Annotated in this window: 24 protein-coding genes and 1 tRNA gene; 21 read left to right on the forward strand and 4 right to left on the reverse strand. The window is 43.4% G+C overall.

Going from position 1 to position 26,367, the window contains the following annotated elements:
* Positions 1–10: 10 nt before the first annotated feature.
* The 16 genes from tpiA to EKO24_RS12180 all read left to right on the forward strand — a co-directional run bounded on the left by tpiA (position 11) and on the right by EKO24_RS12180 (position 13,729).
* Positions 11–757: a triose-phosphate isomerase gene (tpiA, locus tag EKO24_RS12105; protein WP_127029238.1), complete on the forward strand. Its 747-nt coding sequence runs from the start codon at positions 11–13 to the stop codon at positions 755–757.
* An 18-nt stretch (positions 758–775) separates the two neighbouring features.
* Positions 776–1,174: a preprotein translocase subunit SecG gene (gene secG / locus EKO24_RS12110; protein ID WP_127029239.1), complete on the forward strand. Its 399-nt coding sequence runs from the start codon at positions 776–778 to the stop codon at positions 1,172–1,174.
* Between the two features lie 88 nt (positions 1,175–1,262).
* Positions 1,263–1,347: transfer RNA gene (locus EKO24_RS12115), tRNA-Leu, on the forward strand.
* A gap of 192 nt (positions 1,348–1,539) precedes the next feature.
* On the forward strand, positions 1,540–1,902 hold the full coding sequence (locus EKO24_RS12120) for a response regulator (protein WP_127029240.1): 363 nt from the start codon (positions 1,540–1,542) through the stop codon (positions 1,900–1,902).
* 166 nt (positions 1,903–2,068) lie between these two features.
* Positions 2,069–4,180 (forward strand): chemotaxis protein CheA, encoded by a 2,112-nt coding sequence (locus EKO24_RS12125; protein WP_127029241.1) that lies wholly within the window; start codon positions 2,069–2,071, stop codon positions 4,178–4,180.
* Between the two features lie 34 nt (positions 4,181–4,214).
* On the forward strand, positions 4,215–4,733 hold the full coding sequence (locus EKO24_RS12130) for a chemotaxis protein CheW (RefSeq protein WP_127029242.1): 519 nt from the start codon (positions 4,215–4,217) through the stop codon (positions 4,731–4,733).
* A 63-nt stretch (positions 4,734–4,796) separates the two neighbouring features.
* Complete coding sequence (locus EKO24_RS12135; protein ID WP_127029243.1) at positions 4,797–7,121, forward strand: methyl-accepting chemotaxis protein; 2,325 nt, start codon at positions 4,797–4,799, stop codon at positions 7,119–7,121.
* A gap of 46 nt (positions 7,122–7,167) precedes the next feature.
* Positions 7,168–7,659: a chemotaxis protein CheW gene (locus tag EKO24_RS12140; protein WP_127029244.1), complete on the forward strand. Its 492-nt coding sequence runs from the start codon at positions 7,168–7,170 to the stop codon at positions 7,657–7,659.
* Between the two features lie 2 nt (positions 7,660–7,661).
* Positions 7,662–8,429 (forward strand): ParA family protein, encoded by a 768-nt coding sequence (locus EKO24_RS12145; protein ID WP_127029245.1) that lies wholly within the window; start codon positions 7,662–7,664, stop codon positions 8,427–8,429.
* Positions 8,416–8,967 carry an STAS domain-containing protein gene (locus EKO24_RS12150; protein WP_127029246.1) on the forward strand — a complete coding sequence of 184 codons (552 nt, stop codon included), beginning with the start codon at positions 8,416–8,418 and terminating at the stop codon, positions 8,965–8,967. Before EKO24_RS12145 ends, EKO24_RS12150 begins: the two co-directional genes overlap by 14 nt.
* A 28-nt stretch (positions 8,968–8,995) precedes the next feature.
* On the forward strand, positions 8,996–9,835 hold the full coding sequence (locus tag EKO24_RS12155) for a CheR family methyltransferase (RefSeq protein ID WP_127029247.1): 840 nt from the start codon (positions 8,996–8,998) through the stop codon (positions 9,833–9,835).
* Between the two features lie 6 nt (positions 9,836–9,841).
* The gene (gene cheD / locus EKO24_RS12160) at positions 9,842–10,480 is read left to right on the forward strand and encodes a chemoreceptor glutamine deamidase CheD (protein ID WP_127029248.1); all 639 of its coding nucleotides are present in this window, start codon (positions 9,842–9,844) and stop codon (positions 10,478–10,480) included.
* Positions 10,481–10,489: 9 nt separating this feature from the next.
* A complete protein-coding gene (locus tag EKO24_RS12165) occupies positions 10,490–10,909 on the forward strand; it encodes a response regulator (RefSeq protein WP_127029249.1) in 420 nt (139 codons plus the stop codon).
* A gap of 183 nt (positions 10,910–11,092) precedes the next feature.
* Complete coding sequence (locus EKO24_RS12170) at positions 11,093–12,214, forward strand: protein-glutamate methylesterase/protein-glutamine glutaminase (RefSeq protein ID WP_127029250.1); 1,122 nt, start codon at positions 11,093–11,095, stop codon at positions 12,212–12,214.
* Positions 12,215–12,359: 145 nt separating this feature from the next.
* Positions 12,360–12,968: a chemotaxis protein gene (locus EKO24_RS12175; protein ID WP_127029251.1), complete on the forward strand. Its 609-nt coding sequence runs from the start codon at positions 12,360–12,362 to the stop codon at positions 12,966–12,968.
* 32 nt (positions 12,969–13,000) lie between these two features.
* A complete protein-coding gene (locus tag EKO24_RS12180) occupies positions 13,001–13,729 on the forward strand; it encodes an oxygen-binding di-iron domain-containing protein (protein ID WP_127029252.1) in 729 nt (242 codons plus the stop codon).
* Between the two features lie 721 nt (positions 13,730–14,450).
* On the opposite strand, the gene rnhA is transcribed toward EKO24_RS12180, so the two are convergent.
* Entirely contained in the window at positions 14,451–14,906 is a 456-nt protein-coding gene (gene rnhA, locus EKO24_RS12185) for a ribonuclease HI (RefSeq protein WP_127029253.1), read from the reverse strand.
* Complete coding sequence (locus EKO24_RS12190; RefSeq protein WP_127029254.1) at positions 14,899–15,618, reverse strand: class I SAM-dependent methyltransferase; 720 nt, start codon at positions 15,616–15,618, stop codon at positions 14,899–14,901. Before EKO24_RS12190 ends, rnhA begins: the two co-directional genes overlap by 8 nt.
* A gap of 99 nt (positions 15,619–15,717) precedes the next feature.
* Here EKO24_RS12190 and EKO24_RS12195 point away from each other — a divergent pair, with 99 nt between their 5' ends.
* Positions 15,718–17,334 (forward strand): lytic transglycosylase, encoded by a 1,617-nt coding sequence (locus tag EKO24_RS12195; RefSeq protein WP_127029262.1) that lies wholly within the window; start codon positions 15,718–15,720, stop codon positions 17,332–17,334.
* A 222-nt stretch (positions 17,335–17,556) separates the two neighbouring features.
* Here EKO24_RS12195 and EKO24_RS12200 read toward each other — a convergent pair whose 3' ends face one another.
* Positions 17,557–18,147, reverse strand: coding sequence for a DUF2780 domain-containing protein (locus EKO24_RS12200; RefSeq protein ID WP_127029255.1), 591 nt, complete (start codon positions 18,145–18,147; stop codon positions 17,557–17,559).
* A gap of 407 nt (positions 18,148–18,554) precedes the next feature.
* Between EKO24_RS12200 and creD the strand changes: the two genes are divergently transcribed.
* The 4 genes from creD to EKO24_RS12220 all read left to right on the forward strand — a co-directional run bounded on the left by creD (position 18,555) and on the right by EKO24_RS12220 (position 22,914).
* Entirely contained in the window at positions 18,555–19,925 is a 1,371-nt protein-coding gene (gene creD / locus EKO24_RS12205) for a cell envelope integrity protein CreD (protein WP_127029256.1), read from the forward strand.
* A gap of 11 nt (positions 19,926–19,936) precedes the next feature.
* Entirely contained in the window at positions 19,937–20,437 is a 501-nt protein-coding gene (locus EKO24_RS12210) for a M23 family metallopeptidase (protein WP_241674497.1), read from the forward strand.
* Between the two features lie 177 nt (positions 20,438–20,614).
* Positions 20,615–21,307, forward strand: coding sequence for a response regulator transcription factor (locus EKO24_RS12215; RefSeq protein WP_127029258.1), 693 nt, complete (start codon positions 20,615–20,617; stop codon positions 21,305–21,307).
* Positions 21,298–22,914 carry a sensor histidine kinase gene (locus tag EKO24_RS12220; RefSeq protein ID WP_127029259.1) on the forward strand — a complete coding sequence of 539 codons (1,617 nt, stop codon included), beginning with the start codon at positions 21,298–21,300 and terminating at the stop codon, positions 22,912–22,914. Before EKO24_RS12215 ends, EKO24_RS12220 begins: the two co-directional genes overlap by 10 nt.
* A 248-nt stretch (positions 22,915–23,162) precedes the next feature.
* Here EKO24_RS12220 and EKO24_RS12225 read toward each other — a convergent pair whose 3' ends face one another.
* On the reverse strand, positions 23,163–25,457 hold the full coding sequence (locus tag EKO24_RS12225) for an LTA synthase family protein (RefSeq protein ID WP_127029260.1): 2,295 nt from the start codon (positions 25,455–25,457) through the stop codon (positions 23,163–23,165).
* Between the last annotated feature and the right edge of the window lie 910 nt (positions 25,458–26,367).

The raw sequence follows: 26,367 nt of genomic DNA on the forward strand, positions 1-26,367 counted from the left end.
AGGAGTGGTAATGCGTCGGTCTCTAGTTGTGGGAAATTGGAAGATGAATGGAACTCTTGCCAGTGCCGAGTTACTTGTGAAAGGTATCATTGCCGGGTTAGGAGATAATAAAGCCGATATTGCGGTATGCGTGCCTTATGTGCATCTGCCCAAGGTGAGTGAATTAGTCGAAAATACTGCATTGGCCGTTGGTGCTCAGAATGTTGCTGATAAGTTATCAGGCGCTTTTACTGGGGAAGTTTCTGCGGCAATGCTAACTGAATTCAATTGTAAGTATGCTCTAGTAGGGCATTCCGAAAGACGCAGTTATTATGGCGATACTGATGAAACAGTGGCCGCTCGTTTTTGCCAAGCGCAAGAACAAAATATTACCCCTGTATTATGTGTGGGGGAAACGCTGGAACAACGCGAGCAAGACGAGACCTTTTCAATAATTGATGCCCAACTTAATGCAGTTATTAATTTAGCTGGTATAGCTGCTTTTGGTGCTGCAGTCATTGCTTATGAGCCGGTTTGGGCTATAGGAACAGGAAAAACAGCAACTGATGAACAGGCTCAAGAAGTTCACCAGTATATTAGAAAATATATTGCTGCTAAAGATCAGGCAATTGCTGACAAGATACAAATCTTATACGGCGGCAGCGCGAAGCCCGACAATGCAAAAGGCTTGTTTGCCATGCCGGATATTGACGGCGGCTTAATTGGTGGGGCTTCGTTGGATGCGGAATCCTTTTTGAAGATTTATCATTCAATTTAGAGTAATTTAAACTTTATTATGTATCAGGTAATTATTGTTATTCATGTGCTATTAGGCTTAGGGGTTGTTGGATTAGTATTAATGCAACAAGGCAAAGGGGCTGATGCAGGTGCTGCTTTTGGAACAGGATCTTCAGGTTCTGTTTTCGGTGCTCAAGGTGCGGCATCATTTTTGTCTAGAGCTACAGCTATCTTGGCGACTTTGTTTTTTATGACCAGCTTGGGTCTTGCAGTAATGAACAGCAAGCAAGGCGCTGCTTATGACTTAATGAATTCTCCTAAGGCTGAGCAGGATACGCTCGGTATTCCTGAAGCGGGTAGTGCAAAAGAAACTGGTAATCCTTCTCCTAAATCTGAAGAAGTGCCGGTTGTTGCTCCGGCAGAGACCGGAATTGAGCAGTCAGTTGAAAAAAAGTAATAAATATTGTTACGATACAGTAAAAAGCACTACGGAAAAAGCGATTAAGATAGTGTTTATTACGTAGTATCTTCGCAATCATGTTTTAGCCGATGTGGTGAAATTGGTAGACACGCCATCTTGAGGGGGTGGTAACGAAAGTTGTGCCGGTTCAAATCCGGCCATCGGCACCAAATATACCTCACTAGGGATTTTCTCTAGTGGGGTGTTTTTTTGTTTGCTACAATGAAAATGCAGAAGTTAAGATTCTGGATTAGAAATATGATGCAACAAAATAATTAGACTATACTTAAATAACCAAACCTAGGTGTTGTATCTTCACATAAGATTTTTGCTTTAGAAATTAAATATTAATGGAGAAAACAATGGCAAGTATTCTTGCAGTTGACGATTCAGCTTCAATGAGGAAAATGGTTTCATTTACTCTAAGAGCTGCTGGATACGATGTCGAAGAGGCAGTGGATGGAGTAGATGCTTTAGAAAAAGCACAAACAAGGAAGTTTGATTGCGTGGTAACTGATGTCAATATGCCAAACAAAGACGGCATTACTTTAATTAGAGATTTGCGAGCGCTCCCCGATTATAAATTTATTCCAATGCTGATGCTGACGACTGAGTCAGGAATCGAAAAAAAGCAAGAAGGCAAAGCTGCCGGTGCAACGGGATGGATGGTTAAGCCCTTCAATCCTGATCAATTATTAAAAACGTTATTGAAAGTTTTAGGTTAACTAAATGCATCGTGCCTAAGAGTGTTAAGCGCATGCTGGAAGTTTTTGCGGCTTTATTCTGAACATTTAGGATAAGTTAAACGTTTATCCCAATAAGGCAATTAAAGAGAATTTTTGAGTTACGTTAATCTTGTTTAAATGAATCTAGGCGCACACAGGTAAGTCTATGTCTATTGATATGTCGCAGTTCCATCAAGTCTTCTTTGAAGAATGTTTTGAAGGCTTGGAAGCAATGGAGTCAGGATTGTTGACTCTCGATATGGGAGATATTGATTCGGAAATAATCAATACCATTTTCAGAGGAGCGCATTCGATAAAGGGTGGCAGTGGAACTTTTGGTTTTACCGTTGTCGCAGATTACACTCACATTATGGAAACGTTGCTTGATGAAATGAGGGATGGACGCAGGAAAGTAACTCAGCCTGCGGTAGACGTTTTGCTCGGTTCGGTTGATTGTCTTAGAGAGATGTTAACTGCTATACAGAATGAACAGGATGTCAACAATTCAAGTGTAGCAAAGCATAAGGCAGCTTTGGAAGCTGTGCTTAATGGCAGCTCCGTGGCGGAGGCACCAGTATTGCCGATTGAACATGAGGCAGTGAATGAAAAAACAATCATCGACAATATTCCCCATGTTGATGAAGAAGAGTCCTTTGAATTAGACGAACAGGGGTGGAAGATAGCTTTTTGCCCATATTTGGATTTGCTGAAAACCGGTAATGATCCTGTAAGATTATTTCGAGAATTAAACGAATTAGGTGAATTAACTACTATTGTTAATGTACAGGATGTTCCAGGTTTTTATGAATTAGATCCAGAGGAATGCAATATTTCTTGGGATTTAAAAGTTGTTGGGAATGATATTTCCGGTGACGATATTAAAGAAATATTTAATTGGGTTGAAGGGGATTGTGAGATGGATATTCAACCCCTTGCTAAAACTTCAAAACCATCTCCCACTGTCAACAATGTAATCCCTGAGCCTGTCGCAATAGCTGTTTCTAACAGTCCCGCCCCAAAACCCGTTGAGGTTAAATCTAAGCCGAATGCAGAAGCTAAAAAGGCTGAGTCTCAAGATTCAGATAACGAAACAGCAAAAAATATGGCGAAAGCCAGCTCTATTCGCGTAGATACTGACAAGATCGATACTTTGATCAATATGGTCGGCGAAGTTGTCATTACCCAGTCTATGTTGGGTCTAGTGGGAGAAAACTTCAGCATGGATAAGGTTGGTCAGCTTAAAAGAGGACTGGCGCAATTAGAACGGCACACTCGGGATTTACAACAAAGCGTCATGAATATCCGGATGTTGCCTATTAGTTTTGTTTTTAGCCGTTTTCCACGCTTAGTGCACGACATCAGCAGTAAATTAGATAAGAAAATCGTACTAAAACTTGTCGGAGAAAACACCGAAGTTGATAAAGCTGTCGTCGAGTTGATTAATGATCCTTTAGTCCACTTGATCAGAAATAGTTTGGACCACGGTATAGAAATGCCAGCAGACCGAGTTGCGGCGGGTAAGTCGGAAACGGGAACTATAGAACTGAAGGCGTATCATCGTGGTGGACACATCGTTATAGAAATTATCGATGACGGTCGTGGATTAGATAAAGATAAACTTCTATCTAAGGCCATAGAAAAAGGGTTAATTGAAGAAAATAACCTTCTTACCGAAAAACAGATATTTGAACTGATTTTTATGCCGGGGTTTTCTACAGCTGAGCAGATTACCGACATTTCCGGGCGTGGCGTGGGAATGGATGTTGTGAGAAGAAATATCCAGTCGTTAGGCGGCAATATTGAGATTGTCTCTGAATTGGGTAAGGGAACAACAATCGCGATCCATTTGCCGCTGACGTTAGCAATTCTTGATGGTCAATCTGTTGCCGTCGGCGATGAGACTTACATTGTGCCGTTAGTTTCTATTATTGAATCAATTAACATTACGGAAAGAATGTTAAATAAAGTTGCGGGCAAAGGAGAAACTTTTCGTTTGCGCAATGAATACCTACCTGTTATTAGAATGCGCAAAATTTTTAATGTTCATTCAGGTAATCCGACGAAGTCGAAAGAAGGGGTCCTGGTGGTCGTTGAGGGGCAAGGAGAGCTTTGTTGTTTGCTTGTAGACGAGTTATTGGGGCAACAACAGGTTGTTATTAAATCATTGGAAGCAAATTACCGACGAGTGGAAGGCGTTTCAGGTGCAACTATTTTGGGTGATGGGTCTGTTGCGCTGATTCTTGATGTTCCTGGTTTGGTGCGTTTTTCAACTCGCTAATACATAGATAAAAGCACAACATATAGAAGCATATATGGAACAAGAAGCCGAAAATAAAGATATAGATCAATATCACTACAGTAGAAACTTGGACAACGCCGTTCAATATCTGAGTTTTGCCTTGGGTAAGGAAGAATATGGGGTTGATATTCTGCGGGTACAAGAAATCCGAAGTTGGGAACCTGTATCCAGAATTCCAAATGTTCCTTGCTACGAGAAAGGTGTTGTTAATTTACGCGGCTCAATTGTGCCGATTCTAGACTTGAGAGAAAGGTTTAATCTGAGTAAAGCCGAATATACGGCATTGACGGTGGTTGTCGTGTTGCAAACCGGAGACAGTAATAAAACACGCATAATGGGGGTTGTTGTTGACTCTGTCTCTGACGTAATCAGCGTGGATAAGACTGAAATTCAAAGCGCTCCGGATTTTGGAACTAAAGTAAGTAACGAATTTATTAACGGACTGGTATCGGTTAATGAGCGCATGGTAATGCTCCTTGATGTGGATAAATTACTGAAACTGGAAGAATTGGTTGATCAGGATGAAAGCTAATGATTTCCAAGTGTCCAGTATGGGTAAATGTATTTCGCATGGTTTGTTGAGAGGTAACATAGCGTGAAGATTAATATGCCGATAACTAATAATGAGATCATTCTGAAAAAGGGCACCATCCTGGTATCAAGAACTGATTTGATGGGTCGTATTACTTACGTTAATGATGCATTTGTTGAAACCAGCGGTTTCACCCGTGATGAGCTAATTGGCGCAGAGCATAATATTGTGCGCCATCCTGATATGCCGGCGGCGGCTTATGAGGATTTATGGATGACTTTAAAACAACTTAGACCTTGGCAAGGCTTGGTTAAAAACAGGTGTAAAAATGGAGACCATTACTGGGTTGAAGCGAATGCCATGCCGTTATTTAAAGATGGAAAGGTTTATGAGTATCTCTCTGTTCGTCATCCTCCAAAACGCGATGCGATTCCTGCCGCTGAGCTTTTATATAAGAAAATAAATGCCGGCGAAGTCAAAATAAGACCAGCGGGTCTAGCCGCTATGTTTAAATCTATCGGCGAAATTGCAATCGTAAAAAAGAATGCTTTCATAGTATCGGCTTTTTTACTGCCTATCTTTTTCTTGATGTATCGATTGTTCTTGACTCAAGAATATGCCTTATTAGCTGGCGTTACGTTGTTGGCTACAATGGCATCGGTACTCAGTATTAATATGACAAAGGTAATAACTGATACATTGGAAACAGCAGTTACTATTTGCTATCGGTTGAGTAGTGGAAGCTTCGGAAACAAAGTGAACTTAAAGCGGGAAGACCAACTGGGCGATTTTTTACGTGGTTTGTATTGTATGGAGGTCAAGTTGGGTGTGGATTTGGCCGATTACAAACAAGGTCTAGCAGATTCTAAACGGATTACTCAGGCGTTGGATAATGTTCAATCACCCGTTATGGTAGCGAATAAGAATTTTGAAATTATCTATATGAACGATAGTGTTCAAAGAATGTTCAAGACAGCAGAAAGTGATATCCGAACTCAATTACCTAATTTTTCCGCTGATAAATTACTAGGGTCAAATGTCAATCAATATCACGCTACTATTAAAAGTGGGGCTCTGGAGAAATCACAAGAACCACTTAGGGCTCAGCTCGTTATTGGGGGGCGTCATATGAATATTATCGTTAGCCCCGTTAACGGCGAAGGCGGGGAGCGCATTGGCTACGTTGCTGAATGGCAAGATAGAACTCATGAAGTTTTAATTGAGCAGGAAATCGATCAATTGGTACAAGGTGTTAAAGCCGGTGATTTAAGTGCACGTATAAATTTAGCTGACAAACAGGGATTTACCAAAGTTCTTTCCGCTGGTATTAATGAATTAACGGATGTTATTGAAAGTGTATTTGATGATGTTAACACAGTAATGGAAAATATGGCCGAAGGGGATTTAACCTCAGCCATTACGAATGAATATGAAGGTGTCTATGCGGAATGTAAAAATAATATTAATAGCACCTTGGCTAAGCTTAGCGAATTTATAATTCAGATCAGAGATGCCGCTGATTTTATAGACAGTTCCTCGCAAGAAATGGCTAGTGGCAACAATAATTTATCTCATCGTGCTGAACAGCAGGCTGCCAGTCTTGAAGAAACTGCCGCGAGTATGGAAGAACTCGCCAGTACAGTTAAAAATAATGCGCAGAATACGGTTCAGGCGACTGAAGTGGTTAATTTAGCAAGCCAATTAGCTCAAAAAGGTGGCGGGGTAGTTCAGTCAGCCATTGCTGCAATGCAGGAAATTAATGAAAGCAGTAATAAAATTGCTGAAATTATCGGTGTAATTGATGAAATTGCGTTTCAAACCAATTTGTTAGCCTTGAATGCATCTGTAGAAGCTGCCAGAGCCGGCGAGCAGGGGCGCGGATTTTCAGTTGTTGCGACAGAGGTTCGTAATCTGGCCCAACGAAGCGCAACTGCCGCACAGCAAAGCAATGAGCTAATCCAGAACAGCGTACAGAAAGTCCGTGCTGGAACCGCATTCGTTAATGAAACAGGTGCAGCATTAACTGAAATTGTCGAAAGCGTTGCAAAAGTTGGTGATATTGTGGCTCATATTGCCAGTGCCAGTTCAGAACAGTCAGCAGGTATTGAGCAAGTAAATCAAGCGGTCTCTCAAATGGATGACATTACTCAGCAAAATGCAGCCTTAGCAGAGCAGGCCGCAGCCGGCAGTATTGCCATGAGTGAGCAGTCTACTAATATGACACAGTTGCTTAGCTTTTTTAGAGTTAATTCAAAGAGCGCTTCTACCGCCAGGCCAGTTGCACGTAACAAGGCGTCCCAAGCCCAAGTAAGAAAAGTCGCAGCTTCTCCGATATTATTATCAAATAAGTCAAAAAGCGACAGCAGTGATGAGTGGGAGGAGTTTTAATAATGTTAAAGGCTGTAAACTATATAACTGATAGGAAGCTATAACAATGACAACAGATGTGCAGTCAAATAATAGCAGGGTAGAGCAATTTCTCACCTTTCAACTCGCAGATGAAGCGTATGGAGTTGAGATTTTGAAAGTACAAGAAATTCGTGGTTGGGAAGCAGTTCGTATAATACCGAACACACCTGCTTTTGTTAAAGGTGTGTTGAATTTACGTGGCTCCGTTGTTCCTATTATAGACTTAAGGGAGCGGTTTTCTCTTGAGCATTGTGAATACTCTCCGAAAACGGTAGTTATTGTGCTCTGTGTCGAACACGGCCCAAACCAGTTTGTTATGGGTATCGTGGCTGATGCGGTTTCCGATGTGCTAGATATTAACTTGGCAGACATCAAAAAATCGCCAAACTTTGGCTCAAAAATCGATACGCGTTACATGCGTGGTATGCATGTGTACAAGAAAAAAATGATTATGCTGTTAGACGTTGACAAATTGCTCAATCCCGACGAGGTTGAGGGTATTGAAAGTTTGGTGTGACAGTGAGAATTGTTGCAATAATCAATCAGAAAGGTGGTGTTGGCAAAACGACTACTACTGCAAATTTATGTCATGCTATTGCAGAATTGGGGGCAAAAGTTACCGCCATAGACCTTGATCCTCAAGGCCATTTAGCGGTTTCTTTAGGTGTTACAGAACGAGGGATTGGCGGTATTGACGAGGCAATGTTGAAAATGAAAAAAGCCTGTCAGCAGCTTATTCCAGTTAGAGACAATTTACAATTAATCACTTCAGGGTCAAAACTTAAGGATATTGAGCAGCTAACTGCCAGCAGTTCGCCTCGTGGTGTGCTATTAAAGGACGCTTTGCAGGGGAATCTTGACGATCAGGATTTTATCTTTATTGATTGCCCACCATCTTCGGGATTGTTAGTTGCTAATGCATTGATTGCAGCTGACGAAATTTTAATTCCTATGGCCAGTGACTTCCTTGCTTTGCAAGGGTTATCGCATCTGATGGCTACAATTAAGAGGTTTGAAAAAGCTTTACAGCGTAAATATAAAACTTTATTGGTAATGTCGCGATATTCACCTAATAGAAGAATATCGAGTCAGGTACTAAATGTTTTACTTACACATTTCCCTGAGCAAATATTAGCAACGGTCGTTAGAGAAACAGCATTGCTCGCAGAGTGTCCTAGCTTTGGCAAAACAATTTTAGAATATAGTCCGAAAAGTCGTTCGGCAAGGGATTTTCGTAGCCTTGCTCATGATTTTCTTGAAGGCAAGGTGATGTATGGCAACAAGTGAAGAAAATAGTTTAATCGGATACGATCCTTTAGCGTGGATGGATGATGACACTGAAAAGAATGAAGATCATTTCTTAGCGGATGATTTGGCAGATAATATTGATGAAATCGTAAGCCCGAATATTAGTGAAGAGGATGAGTTGGGTACGATTGAAGCTGAAAATTCTGGTTATGATGGGCTAGTAGAAGAAGCAAGCCCCTCTATTGATTCACACGATATCGAAGAAGAAGCAGATGACGAAGGTTGGGCGTCAGAAGAGGAAAGTTCACAGATTGATTTAGACGCTACGTTGTCTATTCAAAATGTCGTCAAGTTACACGAAAAACTGAAGAATTTATTGGCAGTGCATGATGAAATCGAAATAAATGCCTCCGATGTTTCGTCAATAGATACTGCTACGTTGCAACTTCTTGTTTCATTGAAAAAAGATTCAGTTAAGTTACAAAAGAAAGTTACCATTATTTATCCATCTCCACGTTTTGTTGAGTCTACTCGGCTGTTGGGTTTATTGGACGTGCTTGAAGTGCAAGATATGTAACTTTTGATGGACAGGAAATAGCTTAAAGATGGCCATTGTTGAAAAGGATCGCGAATTTAAATTCACTGCTGATGACTTTAATTTTTTAAGGAAATTATCCAATGAGCATTCAGGCATTCAAGTTCCTGATGAAAGATTTGATATGTTTTATTCCAGATTGTCCAAACGGGTGAGAAAACTTGGACTAACAAATTTTAAGGAATATTGTCAATATCTTAAAGATCATCCAGAGCATGAGTTTACCGAATTTATTAACGCGATAACGACTAATCTAACCGCGTTTTTTAGGGAAATGCACCATTTTGATTATATTCGTGATGTTGTTATTCCAGAAATTCTAGTTAGAAACAAAGCTTCCAAGCAAATTAGGGTATGGTCTGCGGGGTGTTCCACAGGCGAAGAACCTTATTCTATAGCAATTACCTTACTGGAGAACGTTCCTAGTGATTGGGATATTAAGATATTGGCAACTGATCTAGACACTAACGTTTTGCAGACCGCTTCTGAAGGTATTTATACGGAAGATCGTGTTAGTGAGTTACCTGAGAGTGTGCTTAAGCAGTGGTTTATGCGTGGTAAAGCATCCCAATCCGGTCAAGTAAAAGTAAGGCCGCAATTACAACAAATTATTCAGTTTAAGAAATTGAATTTGATACAAGATTGGCCGATGAAATGTCATTTTGATTTTATCTTTTGTCGCAATGTTCTGATCTATTTTGATCGCGAGACTAAGACAGCGCTTGCCAAAAGATATGCTCAAATGTTATCTAGTCGATCATGGCTATTTATTGGACACTCGGAATCATTAAATCAACTTTCAAATGAGTTTGAGTTGGTGGCATGTACCAGTTACAGGAAAAATACATAAATACTAATGAGCGTTAGCAATGATATTGGTTTACCCTCCATTGATGGTTTTGAGCACATTAATAGGTACTTGGATAAAGAGCGCGGCCTGATTGCCGCAAAGATTCTGCCAGGTGAATATTATGTAACTCACGATGATGAATTGATTACTACTGTATTGGGATCTTGTATATCGGCTTGTATCAGAGATAAAGTCATAGGCCTAGGAGGAATGAATCATTTTATGTTGCCGGAAACTACGGCCGATAAACTCAAGCAGGGCAATGAAGCAGTAGTCGGTAATGCGACCCGTTACGGAAATTATGCCATGGAACATTTAATCAATACTATTTTGATGAATGGCGGCAAAAGAAAGAATTTAGAGGTTAAGGTATTCGGCGGAGGTAAAATTATTCCAACACTAACTGATGTTGGACTTAAAAATATTGAGTTTATATTAGACTATATCGACACAGAAGGATTGCTATTATTATCTCAGGACTTGGGCGATATCTATCCCAGAAAAATAATTTACTTCCCTAGAACAGGAAAAGTAGGGATGAAAAAGATCGAGCATTTGCATAACGATACAATTGTAAGAAGGGAGAGACAGTATTTTAACAATATTAAAAATGCGCCTGTTGAAGGTGATGTTGAGCTTTTTTAAGAGTATGCAATGAATAAAATACGTGTATTGATTGTTGATGATTCATTGTTAATCAGAGAGGTTTTAACTGAAATATTGAGCTCATCAGAAGATATTGAGGTAGTTGGGGCCGCAGAAGACCCTTATGTTGCCAGAGAAATGATTAAGGCACTGAATCCGGATGTATTGACGCTGGATATTGAAATGCCGCGTATGGATGGGATAACTTTTTTACGTAACTTGATGCGGCTCCGGCCTATGCCTGTGGTGATGATTTCCGCTCTCACAGAAAGTAATGCCGAAGTTACTTTAACAGCGCTGGAGTTGGGTGCGGTGGACTTTATCGCTAAACCAGTTATCGATGTAGAAAATGCATTAAACGAGTATGCTGAGGATATAATTGCCAAGGTAAAAATGGCCTCAAAAGCTAATATTAGAAGACTCCAATAATCAAGCCTAAAATAAGGAATTCTGGTGCAGACGCGACAGAAGTTAGATAGAGAGTAAGTATCAGTATGAAAAGATTTATAAATTTTTGCCAATGATGTAATTACTTAAACAGTAAGGTAGTGTTAACAATATTGAAAATACACCTAGTTTATGGTGGCGATGGATTTCTTTTAGAGTGGATTTATGGGTAAGATACGAGTATTGGTTATTGATGATTCGGCGTTAATTAGGAAAATCCTGACTGAGGTTTTAAGTTCGTCACCCGATATTGAGGTTGTTGGCGCAGCAGCTGATCCTCTTATTGCCAGGGAAATGATTAAACAATTGAATCCGGATGTGTTGACGCTGGATATTGAAATGCCACACATGGATGGAATAACCTTCTTAAGCAACTTGATGCGTTTAAGACCGACTCCGGTTGTGATGATTTCAACGCTAACTGAACATGGGGCGGAAGCTACTTTAAACGCTTTATCATTGGGTGCTGTCGATTTTATTGCCAAACCGAAAGTTGACGTTGTCAATACATTAAATGAATATGCTGACGAAATTATTTCCAAGGTTATTGTTGCGGCACAAGCAAAGGTAGGCAACGTTTACAATAGAGTAGCTAAACCTAAAACTCCGGCAGCTCCACCAGTAACCGAAATTTCAGAAAAGCACTCGGTCGATGTGATTCTGAAAGCGGCTCCAGTAAAAACTCATATTAGTCCAACCAATAAAATAATTGCTTTAGGCGCTTCAACCGGTGGAACAGAAGCGATTAAAACAGTTGTTAAAGGCTTTCCAGCAGATACCCCGCCTATCTTAATAACGCAGCATTTACCTGCTGCATTTAGTGAGTCATTCGTAAGACATATCGACCTTGCCACAGAAATGTCAGCTTGTATTCCCAAACATGGGCAGACGGTTGAATCAGGTCACATCTATCTGTCACCGGGAGATAAGCATATGCTGGTGATTAGGGAAGGCGGTAAATATATTATTCAATTGAGTGACGGCTTACCTGTCAATCGCCATAAGCCGGCTGTCGATGTGTTGTTCCGTTCAGTCGCTCAGTGCGCAGGAGGAAATGCCGTTGGCGTATTATTAACAGGTATGGGGGCTGATGGGGCAATGGGCATGAAAGAAATGCATGATGCCGGTGCTAAAACAGTTATTCAGGATGAGCAATCCAGTGTGGTTTGGGGAATGCCGGGAGCAGCATTCAAGTTAGGATGCACTGATTATGTGGTATCGTTAGACGAGGTTTCACATAAAGTTTTAAGCTTGGTTAAGCCGGGCAGTACTAGTAAGGTAATTTAATATCTTAGCAGTCTTTTTCGAATGTAATTGGCAGCGTTTCTTATGCGGGTATTACATATAACAGCTTATCATCTAGGATAAGTGCCGCGTATTATGCCAGATGCAGAATTTTAAAAACGTTACATTTCATGCCGTGTAATTCAATATGACCAATCAGACTAAATCACAATTTATTGCAGTAGCTTCAATTACCTCGGAGTTAAGCGCAGTCATGGTGGTGGCTAAGGAAATATCATTAGCTGCAGCCAATGCAAAGGCTATTGCATTTAGAGCTGGGGATAAAGCAAAAGGATTTCAGCCAATTACTGACTTTATTAATGAGCTGGCCAAAGAAACCATTGAGCTGGTTACTAATATCAACATTTACGCGTTAGTGTTATATCGATTAACAGTCGATGAGTTCCAAAAAACAGCCGCCTATAATAAGTTTGAGTTAGCCACAAAAATGGCTGGAGATGCTACTTATGCCAAATCCATGCAGGAGCCTGTGAATCAAGCAAAACTTTCAATGCAAGATTGCCAAAGGCAGTTTAAGCGGGATGTTTCGCAGTTATTGGGTCAACTGGAAGCGGTAATGCATCATGCACGCGCCGCACGAGTTATCGCTGCAAACTCAAGAATTGAAGCATCACAGGCAGGTGAATATTTGCAAAGCCTGCAGGCAGTTGCCGAAAGTGTGGATAAAGCTGCACATACTATTCATGATAATGTGCAACGTTGCAGGATCGCATTATCCATTTATCGCAATAGCTGAATAGCTGCTAACCTTAGGAGGCTAGTTTTTTCATGAAAATGACCAAAATATACGAAGGATCGCATCAATGGATTATGTTTGGAAGGGATGAAGGTAAACCTAATAATATAATCGACACTAATCAATATGTAGTACGCACACCGAATCGCTGTTTGCTTTTGGATCCAGGCGGTGCCGAGCTGTTTGCTCCAATGATGGCCGCAGTGTTGCACCATGCCCCGGTGGATCAAATAACCGATTTATTTGCTTCGCATCAGGATCCGGATGTGATTTCGTCATTAGGTTTATGGGATCAGGCTTTAACTAATGCCAAGCTTCATGCGCCGGCTATTTGGGAAGGTTTCTTGCGGCATTACAGTTGTGAATCCATAGAATATGTACCCATTCCGGATAATGGTGGAACGATTAAGTTAGAATCTGTAGAGCTACAGCTTATTCCTGCCCATTATTTACACTCGTCAGGAAACTTTCATGTCTATGATCCTCAAGCTAAAATTCTGATGACAGGTGATGTCGGTGCCGCTATCGAAGGGCCTGATACCCCAGTGTTTGTAGACAATTTCGCCGCACATGTTGAAAAAATGCGTTTTTGGCATCAACGGTGGATGCCCTCAAATCAAGCGAAACGAGTCTGGATTGAGCGTGTAAGAAATCTAGATATTGATATTTTGGCTCCACAGCATGGGCGAATGTTTAAAGGCGATGACGTCAAACGGTTTTTAGATTGGTTTGATGCCTTACAAGTAGGTATCGCTGTTTAGTCTATTTTAAAGACGTGACCAGTTATATTTTACATTTAAAGAAGACGTGATATTTATAGACGTTCTTAATTTTGTATTAAAAACTGGTTACGGCATAAATTGAGTAAAGTTTTGAGGTGATATCTTTATATATGCAAATTAAGTACCTTGCCAAGGGAGTATTTTTATTGCGGTTGGCATGATACAAATCATCAATTCAAGGTCGAAGTTGACTTCTTAAAAGCAAAATTTCTTGCCTTATTTCTTCCTGCTATCTTGGAAATAACGGCAAAATTCCAATCGTAATCGAGATCATTTAGCCGCAAAATTTAGTAAGTCACCGATATAAATGTGTTTTGCCTGGTTTGTTGGGCTTAGGTGAGGTTAAAAGCTGAATTAAGCCGAATTAAGTTAAACACTTTATGGCTTTCTGAATGTTATTATTTATACACAGATTGGCTTAATTGTGATAAACGATGAGTCCCAGTTTGAGAAGATTATCCTATTAGTCTCTTGTAACGGTAACGCGCTGATATTAATGAAATAAGGACTTGTATAAAAATACTCCAATTTGACTGAGAGACAAGTTTTATCGAGTCTAAATGATGTTATAGATAGCTTATGCACAGAGTTATGCACAGGAACTGTGGAGAAATTGCAAGTGCTTGATTGTCGAATTAGAGTCCGGGTCTAGCCAAAAAACCAAGACGGCAGTCTAAAAATAACCAACAGTTTTTAACCGCTAGGTCACTCGTTGTTCGTTCTTTAATGAGTCAATGCCGAGATTAGCCAATTCATCGGCCCTATCATTGTTTATATCGCCTGAATGGCCTTTTATCCATGTCCATTCGATAGTGTGTCGTTGAATCGCAGTGTCCAGCCGGCGCCATAAGTCTTCATTTTTAACCGGCATTTTGGAAGCTGTTTTCCAACCGCGTTTTTTCCAGTTAATCATCCATTCGGTAATGCCTTGCAGTACGTATTTTGAATCGACGTTCATCCGCACAGAGCAAGGTTTGGTTAAGGCTTCCAATGCTTGAATGGCTGCCATCAATTCCATGCGGTTGTTGGTTGTCTCTAGATCACCGCCGTATAGTTCCTTAACATTGCCTTTATAGCTCAGTATCGCTCCCCAGCCGCCTGGTCCGGGGTTGCCTCTGCAGGCGCCATCGGTATAAATAATAACGGCATCATTCATGTTCGTTTAGCTGTGTAGTGGGTGAGTTAAGCGAGTTTGTCAGAATCAATCGAGGATTCAGTGCGTTTACCGGTGTCAACGGAATCAGATTATAACGGCGCTTGATCGCTTTAATGGCATAAGCTGTCGATGTAAACGATTGACCACGGGTTATGAATTTTCCATGAGTCGATTTTACTGTATCCAGATAAAACTCCGACGATGTGGTTACTTCAAAATTTAATAACTTTAGCCAATCTAAAATCCTTGAGCGGGAAATAAAGTGGCCTCCCCATGAATCGGCCATTTTTTTATCCCAGAAGTATTGGTATCTAACCCATAAACTCCAAGGATTAAAGTTCAGCACAACAAATACGCCTTCCGGTTTTAGAACACGTTCCACTTCTCGCATAGTTTGAAAGCGAAAGGCGTCAAACTCCAATAAATGCGGAATTATAATCATATCTACAGAGTTGCTTTGTAACGGTAAGCTGTATGCTTTAGCTTGTATTTTTCTTGCATTGGGGCAACCCAAGCTTTTTGCATCAAGAATAGTAAAGTTTTTATATAAAGAGCAATCGATAAATTCACTTTCCCAGCCTAAGCCACCGACTTGCAAAATAGTCTGTTTGCAACTGACGGTAATAGAGCGTTGCAAATAGTCGGCCTCAAGCTGTTGCAGCAGCTTGCCTCTAGGTGTTTGATACCAGGCAAATAGGAAATTACGCTTCATATCCGGATTCTACACAATCTTATTGTAATGATTTTCAATAAAAACAAGCTATAATGATAACATCTTAATAATAAACTTCATTCTTAAAAGGCTTAGATGATGGATGTTAACTTTAACAGATCAATTAAATTTTTATTAGTATTGATCTTTTTAATCGCAACAGGCTGCTCTACAACCTCAAAAGACTCTTTTAACGATAGACCACCCGCCAGCTCAGAAACGGATAACAGCTATGTGAGACATGCTCTTCATCCGTTCGGTAAACAAAAATATACTGTATCGACAAAATACAAGAATACGGTTTGGGAACGGTTAATATCTTTATATTCGTTACCTGAAATTGAAAATGAACGAATTAACCGCGAACTGAACTGGTATTTACGTCATCCGGGCTATCTTGCCAGAGTTCAGCAACGCGCAGAACCTTACTTGCATCTTATCTTAGACGAAATCGAAGCCAAAAATATTCCGGGCGAACTGGCATTATTACCTATTGTTGAGAGCGCTTTTCTGCCCGAAGCCTATTCAAAAAGCGATGCCTCAGGACTTTGGCAATTTATACCGGCTACCGGCCGTTTGTATGGTCTTCAACAGAACGAGTGGTACGATGGCCGCCGTGATGTTTATACCTCAACCAAAGCAGCAACTTCATTTCTGAAACATCTGGGAGAGACTTTCGACGGAGATTGGCATCTTGCCTTGGCCTCCTATAATTACGGCAAAGGTAATGTAAGGAAAGCTATCGAAAAAAATGAAAATCTCAATCTGCCAACCGACTACTGGTCGTTAGACCTTCCTAAAGAAACGGCCGACTATGTGCCGCGCTTGCTGGCAGTTGCTAGAATATTTGCCAACGCTGACAAATACAATATTGATTTACAATATATTCCCAACAAACCTTATTGCGAACTTGTTGACGCAAAATCCCAACTCGATTTAAACAAAGCTGCCGAGTTAGCTAATACCCCGCTTAACGAATTTTTAAAATTAAATCCCGGCTTTAATCACTCAAGTACCGCGCCGCAAGGGCCGCATCACTTGTTGATCCCTGTCGACAAGGCGCAAACGTTCAAAGAAAACTTGGCACAATTGCCTTATGATGAGCGGGTTGATTTCAAGCGTTATCAAGCCGAAATCATGGAGCATATGCGCCATGACGAGATCCAGACCGCACGTGCCAACCAACATAAAGTTAAGGCTGGCGAGAGTCTCGCATCTATTGCGGAGAAGAATAATACAACTCCGCAATCAATCCGTCAGGCTAATCATTTAACCAGTAATTCCATCCATTCGGGCATGCTGTTAAAAATGCCTGCTGCAGCACAAAAATCGCCGGATGTTCAATTGACGGCCAAAGTTGCCAACAAACCTGGAAATGCGCAAGTTTACGTCGTAAAACAGGGCGACACATTCTGGAATGTCGCGCAAAAATTTTCGGTTAGCGTTAATGACATCCGAACTTGGAACAAAATTCCTGCCCAAGCGGCATTGGTTTTAGGCCAGAAGTTGACGATTAAAGCAGCCAATCAACAGGCCGCAGCTTCATCAACAACCGGGATCCGCTCGATTAGTTATACGGTTAAGCAAGGCGACTCACTTGCGCAAATTTCCCGTAAGTTTAATGTCTCAATCGCCGATCTGCGTAAATGGAATTCGCCCGCAGTCAGCAATTCGCTTACGCCAGGTAAAAAACTGAAAGTTATTCTTAACACTTGATTGGGGCTGAACAATAACATGATGCCTACTAGGAAAACTCTTAAGTTTATAAAGCTGAGTTGAGCGGCTCGTGCTCAAACGAAACTTATGCCCTTTGGGTATAAGAAGACATAAGGACGTGTCGGGCAAGTAATTTTCTTGTTACTAAAGTGTTTGTATAACTGTCATCCCGGCGAGCGTTATCGGGATGACAGTACGGGATCAGCTTAGAAAAATACTCTCTCAACGTCCGATTAATGCCGTGCTCAACGTATTGACCAATGCGTCGTTACCTTGAGCTCTAACATAATCAATTACCACCGGAACAAATTGTTGAATCATCGCTGGCGACATGCCTTGCTGTTCGAAAGCGGAAGCTGCCGAAATCAAGTTTCCCACGGTTCCGCCCGAAGCGCCGGCTATTGATGACAAACGGCCTGCCAAACCACCGGTCGGTTGCGATAGTACCGGCGCAGCTCCAAGCATCCCTTGCATACCAGGCACCGACCGTTCCAGTTGGGCAAACGCATCGGCCTGCATTTTTGTTTTCGCGATTTGAAATAGAGCGCCAGCGCCTCCCATTGCCTGGGCTTGCGTCACACCTGTTCGCTGCATTAATAAGTCAGTCAGGCTACCGGCTTGCAGTGGCTGGGCCTTATTAACAGTTTGCTGGCCTTGCTGCAGCAAAGCTTGGCCGGTGTTATTCGGCTGACCATTAACACTGCTATTCACAGCATTAAGCACCTCTTTCCAATTTGCGGCATCGGCATCGTTGATAAGCGTTGCTGAAATGGCCAGCGACGCACAGAGCGTTAAAATCGTTTTTTGCTGCATGTTTTTTTCTCTCCGTTGAGTTAGCATTGTTTTAAAGTTGATAGTATCGAGCAAAGCTTATATTCCGATTAAGCATTATCGTGAACGGCCGCTCATCGAACCGAGGCATAACTGCCGGACACAGTATTTTAGATAAAATGATTTACCGGAGCTGATTCTCACGTGACCGAAACACGCTCGTACAAGACATTAAAATACTTCCACATCCTATAAAAACGGTCGTCATGGCTGCCGACCACCTTGTCTCTAACCGGCATTAAAGCTATTAGGGTAATTCACGTCAAGTCATAGAGCTAGTGCACTAAATCTGCACATCCGCCGTCGTTATTTTTCATATTCCCTTTGCCATATCTGCATAATAGCTGCGTACAGTATACCGTGACCATAAACCAAGGGAGTCACGTATCATGAAACAAAGTTTTTATATCAAGCTGGGCATTATTTTTTTCCTGATTTTATGTTTGATGCTGCCGCAGTCTTTTATGCTGGGTTTGGTAAGCGAACGTGTAAGTTGGCGGCAGCAAGCCTACCAAAGTATCGAACAAAGCTGGCCGGGTAGCCAAACTGTTGCCGGGCCGGTGCTTTCGATTCCTTATTATTTTACTTACAACGCCAAAGAAAAAATTATCGGCACAGACAAAAAAGAAACGGAAATTATCAAGGAAATGACGGTACGTGACGTTTTGTACATCATTCCGAAGCAATTGAACATCAATAGCAAACTGGAAAGCTCACTGCGCTACCGCGGGATTTACGGCGTACCGGTTTATACCAATACAGTGCAGATGAGCGGCGAGTTCAGCACGCAGCCCTTGCTCGATCTGATCGCCAAGAATAAGGACTATAAAATCCGCTGGGAAAAACCGCAAATATCGGTATTGGTATGCGATCAACGCGGCATAGCAACGCCGCCAATCCTGACCTGGAGCGGAGAAAAACTCACTTTTCAACCGGGCGGCAATTTACCGGGAACGGTTGCCGGAATGCACGTCGCCGTACCGGACTTATCGCAGCAACACGAAAGCAAAATACCGTTTTCTTTCGATATGGAATTACATGGTATGCGTTCGATAAACTTTGCATTGTTGTCGAATAATACCGATGTTCGGTTGGCGGCTAACTGGCCTCATCCGAGCTTTACCGGCGACTTGCTTCCCGAACAGCGCAACATCACCGATCAGGGCTTTACTGCGGAGTGGCGGGCCTCGTCGTTTTCTTATGACGTGAGCAATGCGATGGAACGCTGCCATAAGGGCGAGTGTTCCAGTCTAATGGAACGCACTGTCGGTTTTGAGTTGATCCAGCCGGTGGATGTTTACCAGCAGTCCGAACGCAGCATCAAATACGCCGAGCTGTTCATTATTTTGACTTTTGTAGCGTTAATTCTGTTTGAATTACTGAAAAAAGTGCGCGTTCATCCGATTCAGTACACGCTTGTCGGCATGGCACTGTTGGTATTTTATCTGTTGCTGATTTCACTTTCGGAACATATTCAATTTCTGTTGGCTTACGGAGTTGCAGCGTTTTGCAGCACGGCTTTGCTGACATTTTATTTCGGCGCGATTTTGTGCAGTCGCAAGTTGGGATTGATTCTTGGAGCCGGTTTATCGATATTGTATGTATCGTTGTACGTTATTCTTCAAGCTGAAGAAAGCGCGCTACTAATGGGCAGTTTATTGTTATTTATCGTACTTGCCGGATTGATGCTGGCGACACGCCATTTTGACTGGTATGAGCTGACAGGGCAGGGAGATATGTCGGCGGAAGTGCAAAAATGAAAGTCAAAGTTATGAAAAAATTAGTATTTCTCTTATTAGTCGTTAGCGTTGGATATTTGATTCCGGCGAATCATACCATTCCGGTTGCAGGTGCAAGCGCCGCCGATTGGAATCCGGCGTCTTTTTGGTACTCGCCCTGGGGACGTTCCGGGACACACAAAGGTATCGATATTTTCGCCAAGGAAGGCGCGGACGTTTTGGCGGCAACGAATGGCCTGGTGGTTTATGCCCGTTTTAACGACATGGGCGGTAACAGCGTAGTGGTGTTGGGGCCGAAATGGCGTTTTTATTATTATGCGCATTTGCAAAGGATAGATACCCGCGTTTTACGGCAGGTCAGCATGGGTGATATTATCGGGACGGTCGGCAACACCGGCAATGCCAAAGGGAAGCCGCCGCATCTGCACTTTTCCGTTCGCAGTTTGTTGCCGTTGTTTTGGCAATACGATGCCGGCAAAGCTCAGGCCTGGAATAAAATCTTTTATCTTGATCCCGGTGCGCTGTTAACCTGATAGTTACACCCAGAGGGCATAAGTTTCGTTTGAGCGGACGAGCCACTCAACAGCTTTATCCGTCCGCCTGTTGAGAGCATTGCGGGCTAGACCTTCCAGGTTTCTGAAACCTGGAAGGTCTCTGCGTGACATTTGTAAGTAACAAAAATAATTGCAGCACCAAATAATCACTAAACCATGAGCAAACATATCCTGATAGTCGATGACGACGCCCACATTCGCGAGGTCATCAACTTCGCATTGGAAAAAGCGGGAATGATAGTCACACTGGCAGAAGACGGGCGCCAGGCTTTGCAACAATTTAACGCAGCGGCTGTAGACCTGATCGTGTTGGACATCAACATGCCGGAGTTTGACGGCTTGGAAGTGTGCCGGGAAATCCGCAAAACCTCCGAGGTGCCGATTTTGTTCCTGTCTTCGCGCGACGATGAAATCGACCGGATATTGGGACTGGAAATCGGCGGCGATGATTACGTCACCAAGCCTTTCAGTCCGCGTGAACTGGTCGCTCGGATCAACGTCATACTCAAGCGCACCCATGCCCCGCTAAAACCGATTATCGAAACCGGCAGTTTGCGGCACGGCAAACTGCTTATCCAGGTTGAACAACACCTTATCAGCTGGGACGATCAGCTTATCAATCTTACAGCCACAGAGTTCGCGATGTTGCTACTGATGATGCGCCAACCCAACCGGGTTTTTAGTCGCGATACGATTATGAACAGCGCCTACGCAAATCATGTCTACGTTAGCGATCGCACCATCGACAGCCATATCCGCCACATCCGCCAGAAACTCAATGATGCAGGTTGCGAGGCGGTAATAGAAACCGTTCACGGCGTCGGTTACAAGCTCGCCTCATGCCAATAAACGCCCAGTTGCCGGTTTTGAACCGCCGCCTGTTCCGGCTCAGGAATATTTTGCTGATTGTGATGCTGATGGTATTGGGTTTGCCGCTCGGAGGCCTGTATTTCTTCCGGATTTATGAAAACGAACTGGTGCAGCAAACCGAGCGGGAATTAATCTCGCAATCCGCGGTGCTGTCCGCGAGTTTTCGCCAACATGTGCGCAACTTTGATCATCAAAATAACACCTACGGCAAGATGCTGCCCTCGTTGCCGTTGCCGGAATCCAGTAGTTACGAACCCGTCATGCCGGTATTGAACTTGATCAACCAGCTTGAGCCGCCGCGTCCGGAGGCTCAAGCTGCGCAGATTCCGGCCGACGAGGTGGCTCAACAAGTCGGCGCATTGATGCATCAAGTGATGTTGGATAGCCAACACGTCACGCTGTCCGGTATCCGTCTGCTGGATATGAACGGCACGGTCATCGCCGGGCGCAATGAAGTGGGTTTGTCGTTGGCGGGTATCCCGGAAGTCCGGCGCGCCTTGGAAGGTCATTATGCGGGGGCGATTCGGCAGCGTATTTCCGATGAGCCGCCGCCCCCTCTGTATTCAATGAGCCGGGGAACCAATATTCGCGTTTTTGTCGCTTTTCCGGTGCTTGAAAACCGGCACCTGCAAGGCGTTATTTATCTTTCGCGCACGCCGGATAATATTCTCAAGCATTTGTTTGCAGTCAGGAAAAAAGTCTTCGTTGCTTTTATCTGCCTGCTGGGTTTGGTTGTGGCGCTGGTGCTGTTGGTGTCGGCCACAATTTCGCGCCCGATCCGCGAACTGATCGAGCAAACGGAACGCGTCAAGCAAGGCGAGCAAAAATTGCTTGAACCGCTGAGCAACCCAGTTACCTATGAAATCGCCCAGCTTTCGGAAAGTTTCGCCGGCATGTCGCAAGCTTTAGCCGAACGTAGCGATTATATCCGGCGTTTTGCCGGCCATGTTTCGCATGAGTTCAAAACTCCGCTCACCTCGATGCAGGGCGCTCTGGAATTGTTGCAGGATCATTTGGACACCATGCCCGTCGAGCAGCGCCAGCGCTTTATCGGGAATATCCTGGCCGATACCCAACGTCTCAGGCAATTGGTTAATCGGCTGCTGGAACTGGCCCGTGCCGATGCGTTGGAGCCCAGCCGCCTGCACAGCGATCTGCATGCTGTGCTTGATGGGTTAGCAAATCGTTATTTAGAACGCGGCTTGCAACTGCATTTCACTGGTCTACCCGATACAACGTTGGCGATTGCGCCGGATGCGCTGGAAATGGTGCTTATCAACCTGTTCGAAAACAGCTTGCAACATGCGGCAACTCAACTCGAAATTAGCGCCGGTTTTTACGAAAACACTTTGCAGCTTAACTTACATGACAATGGCGCCGGGGTTTCTGCCGCTAATCGTAACAAAATATTCACCCCATTTTTTACCACGCGCAGAAATGCCGGCGGTACAGGTTTGGGCTTGGAAATTACGCTGTCATTATTAAAAGCCTACGGCGGCAAAATTGAACTGGCGGAAAGCCGGCAGGGTGCTTTGTTCGTGTTGAGTTTGCCGCTCAGCCGCTTAAAAAATCAATCAACAGCTTGAAAAAACCAAGGATGAGCCGCTTAAGTTTTTCGACATGCTCAGGATGAAGGGTTAGTTACCGATTCCATTCATGGCGAGCTGTGAGCCTGTCGAACAGCCGAGCCATGAGCGGAATCGAGTTGTGCAGCGCCTGCAAAGGTATTGGGGTATTAGATAATGCCTCCCCCGTAGTCACCCGTAAAAAATAATGATCAGCGATAGCTAAACTCATTGAATATAATGACTTGCGGTTGGTAGAGATGAGCTCTTTACGGCGAACCGGTCATTGATACCCTGGTAGCCCCATACCACATCAGCATCTGATTTTTGACCGAATGAGCTTCCTCTTCGCTGATTTCGCCGCCAAGATCATGTTGTTCAAGTGGGTCTTGTTCCAAATCAAAAACCTCCATAGGCGCCGAATCAAAATTATATACGTACTTTCGCGAGCCTTTGCGCATCCCGATGCTTACCTCGTCCAGAGCGCTGCCGTAGTAAATTTCACGGTCTTTCGGATTATCCCTGAGTAGCGAGATTCCGGGCAGGGAGTGATCTCTTATTGAAAATCCAAGCATGTCCGCAATCGTCGGCAGAATATCGACCTGTTGCCGTGGGCCAACTATCGATTCTCCATCGCTGAATAGAGACGGGGCGAAAATTATCATCGGAATATGCAACGCTTCTTCATACATCGACAGCGCGCGTAACTTGGTGCCGTGCTCGCCAAATGAGTCGCCATGATCGCCCAAAATAAAAAATATCGTATTTTGGAATAAGCCGCGGCGTTGAAACTCATTAAATAGCCTCTTAAGAAAATCATCTATATAAGCAATGCAATTTAGATAATTGCTGTACTCCTCATTATTACTGTCGGTAAATTTCTGCCGGTTCCATGTTGATGGAATCTTGTAGTTTTGGTGACCAACGTTGGTCATCACAGTCAGCAGGAATGGGCTATTAGCCTCTTGTTGGCTATCAACCCAAGACAAAATGGGGTTGATCATAGCTCTATCTTCAAAACCCCACTCACTGACATGTTCGTAGAGCGTGCCGTTGTAGTTTTTTTCAGAGGCAATTTTGTCGAAGCCTATGTTGGAGAGCAACTGCGCCTCGTTTTCGTAGGCGAGATGTGTCGGAGTAAAAAACGCCGATTGATACCCAGACTTACGCAGCAACCGAGGAAGGCTCGCAAAAGTGGGGTGTTTAGACTCCTGATTGGACCAATACATCAGTGCGGAGTTGGTTCCGGGATAGGCGCCATTCAAGACACTGACCCATGCCGAAGATGTCCTTGGCGTAACGGCATACATTTGGTCGGCAACCAAGGATTTTTTACTTAAGTCATTCATGAACGGGGTATTTCGAAGCGATGGATTATAAACGCTCGTTGCATTGGCGCGCACAGACTCCAGCATCACGATCACAACATTCAAGCGCCGCGTATTGGCAGTCGGAATAAACTCAAGGTTTATTGCAGCTTGTCTTAGAGCTTCCCCTTTTTCAAACGTACCAATTGGGTCGGTAGGCCGAAACAGCAGGTCCAGACCAATGTTAAGGTTTATGTTTCCCCTAAGGCGGGCATATTCCTGAGAGATAGTCTTCTGTTGATCGATGCGGTGAGGTACGAGAATAAGTAAGAGTAATATCGGCCAAACCAGTTTTCCCGCATCGAATAATGTCAGGTCTTGTTGCCTGCTGATCCAAACATCTTTCACGGTCAAGCGAACGAAAACCGGACTCAGCACTATTAAAGAAGGCGGGATAGCAATAACGGCAATAGTTTTCCAATTGAATTCGCTGCCCATCATGGACCACATATCGCCCGCGTTCTTGATAAAATACAATAACATCGAAGCAGTGCCGTTCAGGCCTGTCTTTAAATAGTGGGCAAGCTCCAAGCCTGCAACTGCCAAAATAATTACACTTAAACCAATAAACAGCGAGTGCATTAACCGTCGCCAGCGATTAGGTGTGATACTAACCGCAAGCGTAGCAAACAGCGCATATCCGATCAGGAAAGAAATGTCGTCCCGGTACATCACAAACAGGAATTGTATGTTTGTTAGCGCATCCCAATATACATGGACCACTTGGTGCGTCCAGGTCGATTCAATTCCCGTTAATTGCTCCCTGTCCATGCCGAGCCAAAACCAAAGTCCTTTAAACAAAGGTAAAGCAATTAACGGCAATAAAAACAACAGCGCCCAGTTCAACCAGTGCCGATAAATAAATCGTCCCCACAAAAAGAAATACACGGCCAAGCAAGCGCCAATATAAAACGCCAGCGGCGACACCAGAACAATACGCATGCCGCCGAAAAGAGTGGGCGGTTCCCAACCTAATGTTGACCGGGTCACAGGCCAGAGCGCGAAAATAATTTTGTAGGTTTTAATTCCGATAATCCCTATCGCAGTAGGGATAACGATTGCACCGATCATGCCGAGTGTGTAGTTGGAAACCTGCAGTTTCGCTATTATCAAGATGAAATTTTTCAATGTGTTGAAAAACGATTGGTAGATCAAGGCCATGCCTTGTTTTTTTGACAGTGTTGTGTTTGGTCTCATAGCCCTCGGCCGGTTTATCCTTGTTGAATTGGAATCGGAGTCAGCCTAATCCGGAGCGCTACTGCAAATTAAACCAGCTCCCAAGCGAATGGGTTTAGCTCAAGCTATTCTCTAGTTTTATGAAACCAAACAAGGCGGGCGGCTACAATAGGTAGTGTTGCTTAGATGTGGCGGGGAAATGTGGCGTCACCGTCTGTGAAGCGGTAGCGGGTGGGAGCTTTGGGGGAGTTAGAGCATGATCGCATCAATACAGCAAGCCGACCTTGCCTTGCTTTTCTAATTTTGGTTGAAAAACCGCTTCCAATGGCTCGACCAAGCTTCAAGGCAATAGCGTGTTAGGGCATGGGATACCGCGTTGTTTACGTGATAGATGACCAAATGTGTTGGGCTGAGGTTCGAAGCTCAACACATTTCGGGCACCGTTCCGTTGGGCTTACTTGTGTCAGAGCAACGTCGTACTGATCATTTTAATCCACGCCCGGCGGTTAGCATGAAGTTTTCGGAATCTGGGGGCCTCAGAGTCTTGGATTACACTACGTTTTATTGCGGCGAATTTACATTGCAGAGTTAATCGAAGCTATTAATACGCTTCAGAAATGGGTTAACTGTAGAACCGGTCGGTTCGCCGGCGCACCATAATATTTCATAGACCTCACCAGGTCCGCGAGCACCGATAAAGTCTTGTTTGACAGCGGCAGTGAAAACTTTATGAATAAACCTCCTCCACCACCAACGTCAAATCAATCGATTCTAACGTAACGCTCTGTTTCTCGCTGAAACTTTCACGTTGCCATCCGCTTCGGCGGCGGTAAATTTCCAGGTAGATACCGTCTTAAAAGTCAACGCTGAGGCACATAATCAGGTTGATAAGGCTGACGCGTTTTCAAAACGCCAAAGCACAAGTGAACCA

It is taken from the genome of Candidatus Methylobacter oryzae, assembly GCF_003994235.2.
Classification (GTDB): domain Bacteria; phylum Pseudomonadota; class Gammaproteobacteria; order Methylococcales; family Methylomonadaceae; genus Methylobacter_A; species Methylobacter_A oryzae.

Bases quoted from the DNA above. Each gene is read 5' to 3' on its own strand.
- EKO24_RS12190 (WP_127029254.1), bottom strand. From the start codon at position 15,618: ATGAAGCGTAATTTCCTATTTGCCTGGTATCAAACACCTAGAGGCAAG.
- EKO24_RS12165 (WP_127029249.1), top strand. From the start codon at position 10,490: ATGAATAAAATACGTGTATTGATTGTTGATGATTCATTGTTAATCAGA.
- EKO24_RS12125 (WP_127029241.1), top strand. From the start codon at position 2,069: ATGTCTATTGATATGTCGCAGTTCCATCAAGTCTTCTTTGAAGAATGT.
- EKO24_RS12180 (WP_127029252.1), top strand. From the start codon at position 13,001: ATGAAAATGACCAAAATATACGAAGGATCGCATCAATGGATTATGTTT.
- EKO24_RS12130 (WP_127029242.1), top strand. From the start codon at position 4,215: ATGGAACAAGAAGCCGAAAATAAAGATATAGATCAATATCACTACAGT.
- EKO24_RS12225 (WP_127029260.1), bottom strand. From the start codon at position 25,457: ATGAGACCAAACACAACACTGTCAAAAAAACAAGGCATGGCCTTGATC.
- EKO24_RS12210 (WP_241674497.1), top strand. From the start codon at position 19,937: ATGAAAAAATTAGTATTTCTCTTATTAGTCGTTAGCGTTGGATATTTG.
- rnhA (WP_127029253.1), bottom strand. From the start codon at position 14,906: ATGAATGATGCCGTTATTATTTATACCGATGGCGCCTGCAGAGGCAAC.
- EKO24_RS12120 (WP_127029240.1), top strand. From the start codon at position 1,540: ATGGCAAGTATTCTTGCAGTTGACGATTCAGCTTCAATGAGGAAAATG.
- cheD (WP_127029248.1), top strand. From the start codon at position 9,842: ATGAGCGTTAGCAATGATATTGGTTTACCCTCCATTGATGGTTTTGAG.
- EKO24_RS12155 (WP_127029247.1), top strand. From the start codon at position 8,996: ATGGCCATTGTTGAAAAGGATCGCGAATTTAAATTCACTGCTGATGAC.
- EKO24_RS12195 (WP_127029262.1), top strand. From the start codon at position 15,718: ATGGATGTTAACTTTAACAGATCAATTAAATTTTTATTAGTATTGATC.
- EKO24_RS12220 (WP_127029259.1), top strand. From the start codon at position 21,298: ATGCCAATAAACGCCCAGTTGCCGGTTTTGAACCGCCGCCTGTTCCGG.
- creD (WP_127029256.1), top strand. From the start codon at position 18,555: ATGAAACAAAGTTTTTATATCAAGCTGGGCATTATTTTTTTCCTGATT.
- EKO24_RS12140 (WP_127029244.1), top strand. From the start codon at position 7,168: ATGACAACAGATGTGCAGTCAAATAATAGCAGGGTAGAGCAATTTCTC.
- EKO24_RS12150 (WP_127029246.1), top strand. From the start codon at position 8,416: ATGGCAACAAGTGAAGAAAATAGTTTAATCGGATACGATCCTTTAGCG.
- secG (WP_127029239.1), top strand. From the start codon at position 776: ATGTATCAGGTAATTATTGTTATTCATGTGCTATTAGGCTTAGGGGTT.
- tpiA (WP_127029238.1), top strand. From the start codon at position 11: ATGCGTCGGTCTCTAGTTGTGGGAAATTGGAAGATGAATGGAACTCTT.
- EKO24_RS12175 (WP_127029251.1), top strand. From the start codon at position 12,360: ATGACCAATCAGACTAAATCACAATTTATTGCAGTAGCTTCAATTACC.
- EKO24_RS12200 (WP_127029255.1), bottom strand. From the start codon at position 18,147: ATGCAGCAAAAAACGATTTTAACGCTCTGTGCGTCGCTGGCCATTTCA.
- EKO24_RS12170 (WP_127029250.1), top strand. From the start codon at position 11,093: ATGGGTAAGATACGAGTATTGGTTATTGATGATTCGGCGTTAATTAGG.
- EKO24_RS12215 (WP_127029258.1), top strand. From the start codon at position 20,615: ATGAGCAAACATATCCTGATAGTCGATGACGACGCCCACATTCGCGAG.